Origin of the sequence: Streptomyces prunicolor, from assembly GCF_045162825.1 — a bacterium.
GTDB lineage: Bacteria > Actinomycetota > Actinomycetes > Streptomycetales > Streptomycetaceae > Streptomyces > Streptomyces prunicolor.
The window spans coordinates 8,426,303-8,440,065 of record NZ_CP108676.1; the positions used below are offsets into that span (position 1 = coordinate 8,426,303).

The 13,763-nt window shown below is 71.0% G+C and carries 11 protein-coding genes; 4 read left to right on the forward strand and 7 right to left on the reverse strand.

The window, feature by feature from the left end; all coding sequences use genetic code 11:
• Positions 1 to 10: 10 nt before the first annotated feature.
• The 3 genes from OG588_RS38390 to OG588_RS38400 form a co-directional block, all read right to left on the reverse strand.
• A complete protein-coding gene (locus OG588_RS38390; protein WP_398848119.1) occupies positions 11 to 640 on the reverse strand; it encodes a peptidyl-prolyl cis-trans isomerase in 630 nt (209 codons plus the stop codon).
• Positions 637 to 4,869 carry an NEW3 domain-containing protein gene (locus OG588_RS38395; RefSeq protein ID WP_405951230.1) on the reverse strand — a complete coding sequence of 1,411 codons (4,233 nt, stop codon included), beginning with the start codon at positions 4,867 to 4,869 and terminating at the stop codon, positions 637 to 639. The genes OG588_RS38390 and OG588_RS38395 overlap by 4 nt, the downstream gene beginning before the upstream one ends.
• 133 nt (positions 4,870 to 5,002) lie before the next feature.
• Complete coding sequence (locus OG588_RS38400) at positions 5,003 to 5,887, reverse strand: MurR/RpiR family transcriptional regulator (RefSeq protein ID WP_405951231.1); 885 nt, start codon at positions 5,885 to 5,887, stop codon at positions 5,003 to 5,005.
• A gap of 118 nt (positions 5,888 to 6,005) precedes the next feature.
• Between OG588_RS38400 and OG588_RS38405 the strand changes: the two genes are divergently transcribed.
• Positions 6,006 to 6,770 (forward strand): sugar isomerase domain-containing protein, encoded by a 765-nt coding sequence (locus OG588_RS38405; RefSeq protein WP_405951232.1) that lies wholly within the window; start codon positions 6,006 to 6,008, stop codon positions 6,768 to 6,770.
• A gap of 236 nt (positions 6,771 to 7,006) precedes the next feature.
• Here the strand turns inward: OG588_RS38405 and OG588_RS38410 are convergent, their stop codons facing one another.
• Positions 7,007 to 7,792: a DeoR/GlpR family DNA-binding transcription regulator gene (locus tag OG588_RS38410; RefSeq protein WP_405951233.1), complete on the reverse strand. Its 786-nt coding sequence runs from the start codon at positions 7,790 to 7,792 to the stop codon at positions 7,007 to 7,009.
• A gap of 143 nt (positions 7,793 to 7,935) precedes the next feature.
• Here OG588_RS38410 and OG588_RS38415 point away from each other — a divergent pair, with 143 nt between their 5' ends.
• From OG588_RS38415 to OG588_RS38425, 3 genes are all read left to right on the forward strand, one after another.
• On the forward strand, positions 7,936 to 8,583 hold the full coding sequence (locus tag OG588_RS38415) for a bifunctional 4-hydroxy-2-oxoglutarate aldolase/2-dehydro-3-deoxy-phosphogluconate aldolase (RefSeq protein ID WP_405951234.1): 648 nt from the start codon (positions 7,936 to 7,938) through the stop codon (positions 8,581 to 8,583).
• Between the two features lie 112 nt (positions 8,584 to 8,695).
• Positions 8,696 to 9,991, forward strand: coding sequence for an MFS transporter (locus OG588_RS38420; RefSeq protein ID WP_405951235.1), 1,296 nt, complete (start codon positions 8,696 to 8,698; stop codon positions 9,989 to 9,991).
• Positions 9,988 to 10,584 carry an AAA family ATPase gene (locus OG588_RS38425; protein WP_405951236.1) on the forward strand — a complete coding sequence of 199 codons (597 nt, stop codon included), beginning with the start codon at positions 9,988 to 9,990 and terminating at the stop codon, positions 10,582 to 10,584. The genes OG588_RS38420 and OG588_RS38425 overlap by 4 nt, the downstream gene beginning before the upstream one ends.
• A gap of 63 nt (positions 10,585 to 10,647) precedes the next feature.
• Here the strand turns inward: OG588_RS38425 and OG588_RS38430 are convergent, their stop codons facing one another.
• Genes OG588_RS38430 through OG588_RS38440 form a run of 3 tightly spaced genes read right to left on the reverse strand, consistent with a single transcriptional unit; the run spans position 10,648 to position 13,762 of the window.
• Positions 10,648 to 11,730, reverse strand: a complete 1,083-nt coding sequence (locus OG588_RS38430) for a class I SAM-dependent methyltransferase (RefSeq protein WP_405951237.1) — start codon at positions 11,728 to 11,730, stop codon at positions 10,648 to 10,650.
• Complete coding sequence (locus OG588_RS38435; RefSeq protein WP_405951238.1) at positions 11,727 to 12,926, reverse strand: glycosyltransferase; 1,200 nt, start codon at positions 12,924 to 12,926, stop codon at positions 11,727 to 11,729. The genes OG588_RS38430 and OG588_RS38435 overlap by 4 nt, the downstream gene beginning before the upstream one ends.
• Positions 12,923 to 13,762, reverse strand: a complete 840-nt coding sequence (locus OG588_RS38440; protein ID WP_405951239.1) for an alpha/beta fold hydrolase — start codon at positions 13,760 to 13,762, stop codon at positions 12,923 to 12,925. Before OG588_RS38440 ends, OG588_RS38435 begins: the two co-directional genes overlap by 4 nt.
• Position 13,763 lies beyond the last annotated feature (1 nt).

Genomic DNA, 13,763 nt, shown 5'->3' on the forward strand with positions numbered 1-13,763 from the left:
CCGGGAGTGATCAGTGCCGATGCTCGTGGTCCGGATGCGCCGGATCGCCGGGGTGCTCATGACCGGCCGCGTACTCAACTCCGGCCTTGGCCTGGTCCAACCAGCCAAAGAAGGCCCGCCGTCCCGCGGCCCGCCGCAACGCGCGCCCGACGCCCTCGCGTGCCTGCTCGTACGGCACGAAGTCCTCCGATGACACCCCGCCGAACGGATCGACACCGCGCCGTAGCGCCTCCGGGGTGAGGAAGCGATCCCGGTTCCGGTCGTAGTAGTCCCGTACGGCCGCCTCCGCGACCTCCTGCTCGCCCTCCAGCTCGGCCAGCAGCAGCCGGGCGGCCGGGGAGTGCGCGAGGGCCGCCGCGACGATGCTGCCGAGATCCGCGACATCGGTCTCGGCGACGGCGAGCACCCGATCCGGCGCCACTTCGGCGGGAGGCTTCAACCCCCGCTCCACACACGCCCGTTGGGCAAGCTCGTCGATGACCACCACCTGCGTCGCCCAGCGCCGCCGCTGCCGCTCGGCCCGCGCGAGCGCCTCGGGCCGGGTGCTCTCCCGATCCCGCGCCGGTACGGCCGCCAGCAGCGCGTCCACCCGCCTCTTTGGAACGGTCCTGCCGCGCACCACGGCCGCGTGTTCGGTCACGGCGTCACCTCCAGCGCGACGGCCTCCGTGTAGGCGACACACCCGTGCCAGGCGACCTTCGCCAGCAGCCAGTACGACCCCGGCGGCACCGCCGAGCCGTCCACCTCGATCACACACTCCTGCTCCGCGCCTCCGGCCACCGTGAACCCTTGGCAGCCGGGCGTGACACCGGCCCAGGTGCCCCACGAGGAGACGGCCCAGAGGGTGCCGTTGATGGGTCCCTGGGTGGTGTTGCGGACGGTCACGGGGACGCGGGCGCGCTCACCAGCCCGTACGGTGATCCGCTCAACGCCCAGACAGGACACGAGCGTTGGCCCGTACTGCCCGTCCGCCACATCCAGCGCCACGGTGTCCTCGTACGTCTGCCCGTCGTACTCCAGCCGTGCCGCGAGCCAGTGCCGGCCGGGCTCCGGTTCCGGCGGTGGCGTCACGGTCACCTCGGCCAGCGTGAACCCGCCGGGGCCCAGCGCGTACGGCAGTTGGGCGGGTTCGGCGGTCCAGCCGGGCGGTACCTCGAAGCCGACCGTGCCCGACACCGGCGCGTCGGTGAGTTCCGAGCCGACCCGGACGGTCGCGGTGACGGGGCCCGACACGGTGAGCGTGCCGGGGGAGAGGTACACCGACACCGGTATGTTCCCTCGGGGCGCGGGGCCGGAGTTGTGGAGCCAGTAGCGGGTGTGGATGGGCTGGGCGGGCTCATGTGCCGCTGTTCCGGGGCCGGTTGGGGATGCGGATGCGGTGCCTGGCGTGGCCAGCACCGTCGCGACCTCGAAGCCGGTCAGATCGAGGGCCAGCCCGCCGTCCCGCTCCGGGGTCAACTTCTCGCCGGGCGCCTCCAGTACGTCGGCTCGGGCGCCCTCGGCCCAGTCGTGCGGGCCGCGTATCCGGGCCCGCACCGGCCGACCGTTCACCTCGTGGAGCCGTACGACGACACCGCGACCCGGGTCGACCGGTACCGCGCTGCCCCGGGCCAGCGGGGAGCCGAGCGGCTTGAGGGCGTCGAGGACGACCTCGCCCGCCGGTTCCAGGCTCAACAGGGCCAACTTCCTGGGCAGGGGGCCCTGTTGGGTGGAGGTTCGCAGGCGGGCCGTGAGTGGGTGGTTGAACTCATGTCCGGCCTGCGGGAGTCGGACGTCGCGCCAGTCACCCGCGCCCGCGACCACCGCGTACTCGAACTCATGGGTCCAGCGCTGGAGTTGGAAGGCGGAGCCGTCGGGTGCCGTGCGGCGGGGCGGGTCGACCCAGATGCCGGAGGGCCAGCCGGTGCAGGAGCGCATGAGGGACATGTAGAGGTCGCCGGAGGAGGTGACGACACAGCCGGGCGTGCCCCGGTTGAGCACGGCGAAGCTACGGCCGTCCCAGGCGTCGCCCGGCGGTAGCGCCTCGCAGCCGCCCGCCGCCGTGGCCGTGAGGACCGCGTCGTCGAGGTCGGCGATCAGCGCGTCGACCGCCTTGGCGTCGTCCTCGGGGCGGGCGCCCGCGACGACGAGCAGTGGCAGCCGTTCGAGGTCGCGCAGATCGGCCCCGGGCACCCACTCCTCCCGCAGCCCGGCACGCGGCGCGACCCACACCGCCGCCACCCCGCGATCGGCCAACTGTCGGCGCAGTTCGCGTCCGGCGGCCGGGTCCCAGCCGAGCGCCTCGGCGACCACCGAGTTGCGCTCGGGAGCGCCCACGGCGATCCGGAAGTCCGGGAGATTGGAGTCGACTTCGAGGTCGCCGTAGCGCGGACCGCCCGCGATCGTCGAGGTCGCGGTGACCCCGACGCGGACCAGCGCAGCGGCGAGCGGGGCACCGAGTTCACCGGCCTCGTCCCAGTCGGCGTAGACGAGTTCGGCGACCCCGATCGACCGGTGGCCGAGCAGCCGCCCCGACTCGTCCCGCACCGCGACCCGCGCGGTCGACCCGAGCCCGAACCAGGTGTTCGCCGGGTTGTCGAGCGTCCACGGGAACTCCTCGCTGTCCACCTCCACGAACCCGAACCCGCGCCCGATCACCGCGTCCGCCACCTCGTGCACCGGCAGCCCGCCGGTCACGTCGGAAGGCCAGCGCACCCGGATCAGCCGGTCGGCACCGTCGTAACCGTCGATGGTCGTCGTCACATCCAGGCGCGGCACCCCGGCCCACAGCGTCAACTGCTGTGTGTACCGGAAGAGTCCGAGGTCGGCGGTGACGGTGATCCGTGAACCGGCGGGGGAGTGCTGGACCTCGACCTCGGCGGTGACGTCCCGGCTGCGTGCGGCGGTGGTCCCGGTCGGCGTGAGATGCCACGGCCCCTCACCGAAGCGCGGGTGCCGCGCGTACTCCTCCTGTACGACGAGTTCGTTGCCGATGTCACCGGTGCGCAGCAACTCCCGGCCGTCCTCGGCGAGTTCGCGCAGGGAACTCACGCCACCACCCCGCGCGGGGTCGACCGTCAGCTCGTAGAACTCGTTGCGGATGGTGAGGCCTTCGCCGGGTGTCCACTCGGGTACCGAACCCTCCGCGAGCGGGAGGGCCTTGAGGCCCATGCCGGGTACGTCCGGTACGACGACGCGGAGTTGGTCGCCCTCGCGTACGGCGGGCAGCGGCAGACCGGTGTCGTCCAGCGGGACGCGGCCCGGGTCGGCGACCGTCAGGACGTCCCGGCGCTCCCAGGTCGCCGCGTTGAACACGACCAAGTCGTCGGTGCCGCCCGGCAGTTGGGCCACCTTCGCGGCCAGGGCGTCCGTCGCGTCGGCGTGCACCGTCTCGGCCAGGTCGTACAGCTCGCGCCAGCCGGTCATCAGGTCGATGTACACCTGGTCCGACTCGGAGCCGGTGATGGCGTCGTGGTGGGCGCCGTAGATGAGCTGCCGCCAGGCCTTGTCCAACGCCGCTTCAGGGTACGGGTGTTGGACGACGAGCGAGGCCAGCGTCGCCCAGGCCTCGGCGTCGGCGAGGAGCGTCTCGCCGTAGCGCTGGGCCTGCTTGGTGTCGATGTAGGAGACGTCCTTGCCGGTGTAGATCGGGTTCATGTCCCGGGTCTGCGGGGACGCCTTGCGGCCCTCCTCGGCCAACTCGGCGCGCACGGCGGCGAAGAAGTCCCGGGGGATCGCGCTGACGAAGCGCGGCCAGACGTAACGGGCGTTCCAGTCCCGGTGGATGTCCATCACCCAGCGGCACGGGGGCGCGTAGTCGCCGCCGACCGGGAGCAGCACGTTGCGGGTGAGCGCGACCTTCTTGAGCCCCCGGAACAGCTTGAGGGCTGCTGCTTCCGCCTCGGGGAGTGTGGGCGCGTTGTCGATCGCCCAGCCGGCGCCGTAGTGGTTGACCATGTAGGCGGTGAGCAGCCCGCGCCCGGAGGGGGCGATCCAGCTGAACTCGGCCGGGAACTGCATGCGTTGGGGGTCGCGCGGCTCCTCGCCGAACACGGACAGGGTCGGGCCCCACTGGTGGAACGGTCCACGCGCCCACGAACTGGAGGACACTCCCGCGTCCGCCATCAGGCCGGGGAACTGCGGGTCGTGCCCGAACGCGTCGAGTTGCCAGGCGGTTTCGGGGGTCGCACCCAGGATGCCGCGCTGAAAGCCGTCCCCGTACAGGGCGTTGCGCACGGTCGCCTCGGCGCCGGTCAGGTTGGTGTTGGGCTCGTTGTAGGTGCCGCCCATGATCTCGACGCGGCCGGTGCGGATCAGCTCGCGGAGGAAGCCGCGTTCCTCCGGGTAGGCGTCCCAGTACGGCTTGAGATAGTCGACCTCGGCCAGTACGAAGGTGTACGCCGGGTCGCGGCGGGCCAGGTCGCAGTGGGCGCGGACCAGGCTCATGCCGGACTGGCCGCGGGAGTCGAAGGTGCGGGCCGGGAGACCGGTGGAGCCGGGATCGTCGGCGACGTCCCAGGTCTCGGTGTAGGCGCCCTGGGTGTTCCACCAGACGGGGTCGTAGTGGAAATGGCTGACCATGAACATGGTCCAGCCGGGTTCGGCGGCCGTGAACTCGGCGGTGAGCGTGGCCAGTCGGTCGCCGTCGGCCGCCGTCACCTCGATCGCGCACCGCTCGCCGGGCGCGAGGTCCGAGGTCACCGGTACTTCGGCGCGCGCGGTGCCGTCCTCGCCCACGACCGTCTCCACGCTGCCGTGCACACCGGGGCCCTCGACCGTGAGGCGGACCGGCCGGCCGGGGACATGGGTGAGCTCGGCGGCCACGACCTGGAGCGGATGCTCGGCGGTGCCGACGAACAACTCGGTCGACAGGGCAGCGGTGACGCGCATGGGTCTCCTACCAGAGGCTCGGCGGAGCGCCCATCCTGACACCGCGAAGATGATTCAAACAACCATCTCCGCGTAACTTCGGTGGTTCATCCATGCAGACTCGGCCGAGATCACGGCCGGGTCTCGGCTGGGATCACCGGCCCCGGCGGGACTTCACCGTGTGCTCCCCGGCGATGTGGTCGGTGAGGGCCAGGGAGGCGCTCGCGCGCTGGTAGGAGAGCTGCGCGATGCGGACGTAGAGGCAGTCGATGAGGACCAGGACGGAGTGGCGGGCGCCGATGATGCCGGTGGGGAAACTGGTCGCCGAGGACGAGGAGATGAGCCGGATGTCGGCGGTGCGGGCGAGTGCGGAACGCGGGTCGGAGGTCAGGGCGATGGTGGTGGCGCCGCGCTCCTTGGCGAGTTCGAAGGGCTCGATGGTCTCGCGGGTCGAGCCGGACTGGGAGATGCCGATGGCGACGTCCGCCGGGGTGAGCAGGGCGGCGGAGGTGGTGGCGGCGTGCACCTCGGTCCAGCCGCGCACCGCGCAGCCGATGCGGAACAGTCTCGTTTCGGTCTCCTGCGCGATCGCGCCGCTGCCGCCGGTGCCGTAGACGTCGATGCGCCGGGCGCGGGCGGCGGCCGTGGCCGCGCGCTCCACCGCGTCGAGGTCGATCCGGTCGATCGTCTGCTGCACCGCGCGGAGGTCCGCGCTGCCCACGACCTGCACGACCCGTTCGAGATCGTCGTCCGGGGAGATGTCCGGGCCGATCTCGGCGGTGCCCCAGTCGGAGACCTCGCCGCGACCGCGCTCCTGGGCCAGCTCGATCAGCAGATGCTGGTACGAGTCGAGGCCCACCGCCCGGCAGAACCGGGTCACCGTGGCCTGTGAAGTGCCGGTGCGGCGGCCCAACTCGGCGGCCGAGCAGTGGGTGACGGCGGCCGGATCCTCCAGGATCAGCTCGCCGACCTTCCGCAGTGAGCCGGCCAGCCGGGGCAGCTCGGTGCGGATCAGGGTGGTGACGTCTGTCGGGGGCATGTGGAGAAGGTATCAGCCACCCCAGAGGCCATCGATTGAATACCAGGACCGCATGTGATTTATTGATTCATTGATCGAGAAGGAATAGGTGGTTTGATCCACCGGTGGGGAGAATCGCGTGTCCGCCGAGTCCGTAAGCGCCGAGACCTTCGCGCGTGAGAGCCTGGCCGTCCTCCAAAACATCACCGAGTCCAGCCGCGACACCGTGTCCCGCGCCGCCGAACTGATCGCGGACTGCGTCCGCACGGACGGCGTCATCCAGGCCTTCGGCACCGGCCACTCCCAGGCCATGGTCCTCGAACTCGCGGGCAGAGCCGGGGGTTTGGTGCCCACCAACCGCCTGAGCATCGCCGACCTCGTCCTCTACGGCGGCGACGCCCCGAGCGTCCTCGACGACCCGCTCCTTGAGCGACAGGCCGGGGTCGCCGAGCGCCTCTACGACCTCGCGGCGCCCCGCCCCGAGGATCTCTTCGTCATCATCTCCAACTCCGGTGTGAACAAGGTGATCGTGGAGATGGCCCTGCGCGTGAAGGAGCGCGGCCACCGGCTCCTGGCCATCACCTCGCTCGCCCACACCCACGCCGTCCCGGCCGGTCACCCGAGCGGCAAGAAGCTCGTCGACCTCGCCGATGTCGTCCTCGACAACGCGGCCCCGCGCGGCGACGCACTCCTCGAACTCCCCACAGGGGGTGCCGTTTGCGCCCTGTCCACGCTCACCGGCGCGATGCTCGTGCAGCTCTCCGTCGCGGAGGCGGCGGCCCAGCTGCTCGCCTCGGGGGAGCGCCCGCCGGTGTACGTCTCGGCCAATGTGCCCGGCGGCTTCGAGGGCAACCTGGAGCTGGAGAAGCGGTACGAGGGGCGAATTCGCCGTACCGCGAGCTGAGTTGTCGTAGAAGTGCCGTCGTAGAAGTGCCGTCGTAGAGGTGCTGGCGTAGAGGTGCAGTGGAGACGAGCGGCCGGAGCCCCCGGAACCGGGCCGCGGCCGCTCGTCGTCACGCGCGCTGTACCTGGCGAGAGTCAGACGGGAATTGCTGGAGTCACCGAGTGATGCTAGACGCGGTGAATGCATCATTCAATGGGGGTTAGCCGGTACTCGGCCAGTACTCACCCAGTACTCACTCAGCCCGTACGGAGCACCGTCGGGCCCTCCTCCGCGATGCGGTCGACCACCGCGGACGGCAGGCCGTCGTCGGTCACGACGGTGTCGAGCCGGTCGAGCGTGGTCACCTTGAACCGCTCCACCGTGCCCCACTTCGTGCTGTCGGCGAGCAGCGCGACCGAGCCGGCCGCCTCCATCACCGCCTGCTTGAGCAGCACCTTGTCCATCGAGAAGCTCGTGATGCCGTGGGCCAGGTCCCAGGAACCGGCGCTCAGGAAGGCGAGGTCGAGGTTCAGTGCTCCGACCGTCCTGGCTGCCAGGGGCCCGCTGCTCGAACCGCTCGACACATCGACCTCGCCGCCGGTGTGGACCGTCTGTACGGACGGCAGTTCGCACAGGGCGAGGACGGCGTGGAAGTCGTTGGTGACGACGGTGAGGTCCTTGCGGCCGACCAGGAACGGGACGACAGACTGACAGGTCGTCCCCGCGTCGAGGAACACCGTCATGCCGTCCTCGACGAGCTCGGCGGCCCGCTGGGCGATGGCCTGCTTGCGGGGCATCTCCAGCGCCGCGCGTGAGGCCCGCTCGCGGGGCGGCACGTGGCCCGTCCAGTCCGCGAGCCTGACCCCGCCCTGCACCGAGACCACCTGACCGCTCTTCTCCAGCGCGGTGATGTCCCGGCGCACGGTCATGTGCGAGACGTTCAGCGCCGCGGTCAGGTCGTGGATGCTCAGCACCCCGCTGCCCCTCAGCAGGCGCAGCAGCTCCTGATGGCGTTGCTCGGGGATCAGGGGTGCCCTGCTCAATGCGTCTCCTCGAAGCCGGGGTCGAGCGGTGGGTGCACCGGTGACTGGACCGGTGGGTGGAGCGGCGGCTCGCCGGGGTCAGCCTAACTTCGTGTGACAAGGGGCGTGACAACATGTGAATTCATGTTCTAACGTGTTCTCCCATGGTAACAAAGTTTAACGCCCTGGAATCAATCACCGGCACGGGCGCCCTGCTCATCGTCCGCCTGGAGAGCGCCGAGGAAGCCCTCGCCGTCTCGGAAGCGGCGATCGAGGGCGGCATCCGTGCCCTGGAGATCACCCTCTCCGTGCCCGGCGCGCTGGACGTCATCAACAAGCTCTCCGAGCGCTACGGCGACGACGGCATCCTCGTCGGCGCCGGAACCGTCCTGGACGAGCACTCCGCGTACGAGTGCCTCTCGGCGGGCGCCCGTCTCCTGGTCAGCCCCAACCTCAACCCGGCGATGCTGACCACCGCCAACCGCTACCAGGCCGTCACGGTCAGCGGCGCCTTCACGCCGACCGAGATCGTCGACACCATGCAGGCCGGCGCCGACATAGTGAAGCTCTTCCCCGCCGAGTTCGGCGGCCCGGCCTACGTCCGTACGGTCCGCGCCCCGCTCCCGCAGGCCCCGCTCATGCCCGCGGGCGGCGTCACCGCCGACAACGTCAAGGAATGGTTCGACGCCGGAGTCGTCGCGGTCGGCGTCGGCAGCTTCGTCACCAAGGCGGCCCGCGCGGACGGCGATTACCGACACGTCACGGACGCCGCCACGACGATGCTGCGGGCCATCGAGGGAGCGCGGGCGTAACTCCCGCTTCCCGCAAGGCGGTTCCCGCACCGCTCACACCCTCCGCACCCCCCCCGCACCACCCGTCCCCAACTCCCCAGCACCCGCACGGTGGTTCAAAGAGGAGCTCACCATGGCTCAGCAGTCCCTCACCCCCGACTCCCTCGACCTGGGCGACACCGCCCGCCGGACCTCGATCCGCATCCGCTGGGTCCTGGTCGCCCTCCTCGTGATCGGCGGGGTCGTCAACTACCTCGACCGCGCCACGCTGAGCGTCGCCAACACGACCATCGCCGGTGAATTCGGCCTCAACGCGACGGAGATGGGCGTACTGCTCGCCGCCTTCTCCTGGCCGTACGCCATCGCCAACCTCCCCGCCGGCTACCTCGTCGACCGCTTCGGCCCCAAGCGGATGTACGCCTGGGCCGCCGGACTCTGGTCCCTGATGACGATGGTCACGGCCGTCGCGCACTCCTTCGGCGTGCTCTACGCCGCCCGGGTCGCCCTCGGGGTGGCCGAGTCCCCGTTCTTCACGGCCAGCCTCAAGGTCAACGAGCGCTGGTTCAACAAGGACGAGCGCGCCCTGCCGATCTCGATCGTCAACACCGGCTCGCAGATCGCCAACGCCATCGCCCCACCGATCCTCACCGGCCTTCTCCTGACCGTCGGTTGGCGCGGCATGTTCGTCGCCGTGGGCGCGCTCGGCATCCTCGTCATGCTGGTCTGGCTGCGCGTGTACCGGGACCCCACCCTGCGCGAGCAAGCGATCATCAGGGGCGAGGAGTTGGCGGAGGCCCGTGCGAACGAGCAGGCGAAGCCCGCCAGTTGGGGCGCGCTGTTTCGTCAGCGCAACACCTACTTCATGATCCTCGGCGCCTTCGGCATCTTCTACACCGTGTGGGTCTACCTGACCTGGCTGCCCAGCTACCTCCAGACCTCCCGCGGCCTGAGCCTCTCCGAGACCGGCTGGCTGTCCTCCCTTCCCTACCTCTGCGGCATCCTCGGCGTCCTCTTCGGCGGCTGGCTCTCCGGCCGGCTGATCCGCCGGGGCCACTCCGCGGTCGTCTCCCGCAAGGTCCCGATCGTCGGCGGCGCCGTGCTGGCGGCCGCCGCGGTCCTGCCCGTGGCGTACGTCCACAGCACGCCGGTCGCGCTCACCCTGCTCTCCCTCGGCTACTTCGCCGCGCAGGTCCCGATGGGCTGCCTGTGGACGCTGGCCTCGGACATCGCCGAGTCGCACCAGGTGGCCTCGCTGGGCGCGATCCAGAACTTCGGGGGCTTCCTCGGCGCCGCGATGGCCCCCATCGTCACCGGTGCGATCCTGGACGCGACCGGCAACAACTACACGTACGTCTTCCTCGTCGGCGGAGCGCTCCTGCTGCTCGGCGGAATGTCGTACCTCTTCTTCGTGAAGGAACGCCGCGCATGAGCACCGCCCCACGCGTCCACGTCGTGATCGGCCCCGCCGGGTCGGGCAAGACCGGCGTGGCCCGGCTGATCGCCGAGCTGAGCGGCGCCGCGTACATCGACAAGGACACCGCCTGCACCCGCCTCACCGAGGCGCTCCTCGAACTCGCCGGCACGGACCGGAACGAGCGGGACCTCAACCCGTACTACCAGTCCGTGGTGATGGACCTCGAATACGCGACCATCCTCGACCTGGCCGCCGACAACCTGCGGTTGGGCCGCCCGGTCGTCCTGGACGCGCCGTTCGGCCGCTACTTCCAACAGCCGGACTACCTCGCCGAGATGACATACCGTCACCACTGGCCGTCGGACGTCGAGTTGGTCGTCGTCCAGGTGCAGGTCGACAAGGACACCGCTCGCGAACGCGTTCGGGCCCGGGGCTGCGCCCGGGACCGGTCCAAGCTCGCCGACTGGGACACGTTCTGGAAGACGGCCGAGGCCAACGAGTGCCGATGGGCGGACGGGCGGCGGCTGGTGTTCGACAACCGGGCCGACGGTGTCACGGCGGACGCGGTCGCCCGCGTGCTGGCGGAACTGGACGGACCGCGCCCCTGAGCAGGCTCGGGGAATTGGGCCGGCCAGGTCCTTGAGCAGGCTCAGTCGCGTCCCTGACCGGGCTCAGTCGCGCCGCGCCACCAGCCGATAGGCGTTCGACACCCCCAGCCGATGCGACAGCCGCTTCACCACGAACCGGTCCAGGAACGTTCCAAGGAGCAGCGCCGGAATCCCCGCGATCAGCACCGCCGCGCGACCCGTACGGGCCGGCCCTGACGGCGGATTCGGCAGCCACGGCAGGTTGTCGCGGGGCGCGGCCGTGTCCAGGGCCAACCAGGTGCCGGCGAGAAGATCGACCGGGTCGTGCGGCTCCGCGTGCTGTTCGGCTACGACCGTGAAGCCCAGGTCGGTGAGTCGGCGGCGCAGGTTCGCGACCGGGATGAAGTGCAGGTGCTGGGGCTGGAGCCAGGGCAACCACCAGCGCCCGAGGAGGCGGGAGTAGCGGCTGTCGGGGTCCGGGACCTCGATCAGGAGATGGCCGCCGGGGCGTACGGCTTGGTGTGCGGCGGCCAGTTCGCGCTCGGGCTCGGTGCTGTGCTCCAGGTAGTGGAACATGCTGACGACGTCGTAGTGGCCCGACAGCCCCGGGGCCAACTCGGGGAAGCTGCCCCGGTAACCGCGCTCCACCCGCCCCGCCTGCTCGGCGAGTTCGGCGCCGTCCGTGAAGTCGAGGCCGTCGAAGGTGGTGTCGGGATACACCGTGCGGGCCGACTCGCAGAAGTGACCGTGGCCGGTGCCGACATCCAGCCAGTTCTTGGGGGTTGGTGAGTGCGCGAGCAGTGACTCCGCGCGCTGCTCGTACATCTTCGTACGGGCCGCGAAGGTGTTGCCCAACTGCTTCTCGCCCAGGCCGTCGTAGAAGTCCCGGTAGTAGAACTCCAGCCCGGCCGGGCTCAGTCGGGGGTTCTGGAAGGTGTGCCGGCAGTCCTCGCACTGGTCCAGGACGAAGGTGCCCGGCTTGTGCTGGATCAGGTCCCTCGTGCGCAACCGGGTCTTCAGACGGGACGAGTCGCACCAGGGACAGGTCTCGCGCCGGGGTTCGAAGAAGCGGTCCAGGCCGTCGGCCAAGTCGGCCCGGTAGGTGGGCCGTAGGGCCGCCACCTGGTCGTTGCGGCTCGGGGGCTTGGGGTCGTCCTCGTTGCTCACGGGGTCTCCTTGAGGGACGCGCCGGTGGCCAGCAGCTCCAGATGGGTCGCCGCCGCGCGGGTGCCTCCGGCCGCGCGGAACGCCGTACGGATGCGGTCGGCTGCCGCGCGGTGGTCGGGTTCGTGGAGTACGGCGTCGATCGCGGCGCCCAGTTTCGGTGCGGTGACCCGGCCGAAGCGGACGCGGATACCCGCGCCCGCGCCGGTGACCTGCCCGGCGATCACCGGCTGGTCGTCGCGGATCGGCGCCACGACGAGGGGGACGCCGTGCCACAGCGCCTCGCACACCGTGTTGTGCCCGGCGTGCGAGACGACCGCGTCCGCCCTTTCGAGGAGCGGGAGTTGGGGGATGGAGGGCAGGACGAGGATGTCCTTGTCCTGCTCGTCCGCTGCGCCCAGCGCGCCGCCCGGATCTGCAATCACCGCTTGCACACGGTCCGTTCGTGCCCGCAGCGCCGTCACGCACTCGGTGAGGAAACGGGCGCCCACATCGGTGTTGGCGGTGCCGAGGCTGACCAGGACCAGGGACCGCGCCGGGTCCAGCCACTCCCAGGGGAAGTCCGGCGCGGCCGGGCGGGGCGCGATCGACGGGCCGACCCAGCGGATCTGCTCGCCCTGCCGTGCTTCGGGGCCCACGAGTTCGGGAGTGCTGAACGCGAGCACCAGGTGCGGGGAGAAGCGCGGGTCGGCGGTGCCGGACGGATCGCCGATCTCGGCGCGGAGTCCGTGCAGCAACTCGTCCAGCCAGAGGGCGACTTTGGGCATCCCTGCCAGTACGTCCGTGAACTCGGCAGAGGTGGTCGCCGAGGTCGCCCACGGCACGCCCAGCCGTTCCGCCACCAGCCCACCGGCCAGGGCCTGTTGGTCGGCGACGACCGCGTCCGGCCCGAACTCCCCGACGGCCGCGGCGACTCCGGGCGCCATCTGCTCGGCGAGCGGCGCGAGAAAGGCCTCCCACAGGAACTTCAGCGCCTCGGGGCCACGGATGTCGGGCGGGCGTACACCTTCGCCCTCACCCGGAACCGGTCCGGCGCACGGGAACACCCGCGCGGACTCGCCCGCGAGCCGCCGCACGAGACCGGGATCGGGGCAGACCCACGCCAACTCGTGTCCCCGCGACGCCAGTTCGGCCGCCACGCCCGCCGCCGGGTTGATATGGCCGACCAGCGGCGGGACGACGAACAGGAACCGGCTCACCGGACCGCCGCCGATTGTGCGGATGCCGTCGCACTTGACTCCTGGATCCTCGCCTCCTGGATCAGGGAGAGGATGTGCCCGCCGACCGTGCCCGCCGCCTCGACCAGCACCGAGTGCTCATGGCCGGGGACGACGACCGTCCGGCAGTCGGGCAGCACGGACTCCAGCCAGGGTGTGAGCAGGGCGAGGTCCGAGTCGCCGCCGTAGATGCCGAGCACCGGGCAGTGCACCGCGCCGATCTGATCCTCCGTCAACACGCCGCTGGCCGGGATGTCCTGGGAGAGGGAGGTCTCCCGGGCCAGCCGGGCGGCGCCCTTCGCGAGGCGGGCGGTGTTGTGGCCGCGGTTCGCGCTGATCCAGGCGATCGCGTCGTCCTCGTTGTGCGCCAGCTCGTGCAGCACCCGGTCCAGGATGGCGCCGAGTTTCGGTGCCCAGGCCGCGGTCGCCGGTTCCGACTCGATGAGGGAGACGCTGGCGGCGCGCTCGGGGTGACGGGCCGCGTAGCCGAACGCGACTGTCCCGCCGTAGGAGTTGCCGACCAGATGGACCGGTCCAGTCACCTCCAGGCGGTCGAGCAGCGACTCCAGGTCGTCGATGTTGTCGTCGAGGGTGTAGCCGGTGGCCGGGCGCCCGCTGCGGCCGTGGCCGCGCAGGTCGTACATGACGACGTCGACGCCGGCCAGCGCGAACGGCGGCGCGAGGGTGAAGTAGTAGCTGGCCAGGCTGTCGGTGAGCAGACCGTGCACGAGCACCGCCGTGGCGGTCACCGGGCGGCCGTCGGGCGGGCTCATCCGCTGTACGTGCAACCGGAGTTGACCGGTGTCGACCATCGCCATG

Coding starts and splice junctions, on each gene's coding strand:
- OG588_RS38395 (WP_405951230.1), bottom strand. CDS start 4,869: ATGCGCGTCACCGCTGCCCTGTCGACCGAGTTGTTCGTCGGCACCGCC.
- OG588_RS38400 (WP_405951231.1), bottom strand. CDS start 5,887: ATGCCCCCGACAGACGTCACCACCCTGATCCGCACCGAGCTGCCCCGG.
- OG588_RS38415 (WP_405951234.1), top strand. CDS start 7,936: ATGGTAACAAAGTTTAACGCCCTGGAATCAATCACCGGCACGGGCGCC.
- OG588_RS38420 (WP_405951235.1), top strand. CDS start 8,696: ATGGCTCAGCAGTCCCTCACCCCCGACTCCCTCGACCTGGGCGACACC.
- OG588_RS38425 (WP_405951236.1), top strand. CDS start 9,988: ATGAGCACCGCCCCACGCGTCCACGTCGTGATCGGCCCCGCCGGGTCG.
- OG588_RS38440 (WP_405951239.1), bottom strand. CDS start 13,762: ATGGCGATGGTCGACACCGGTCAACTCCGGTTGCACGTACAGCGGATG.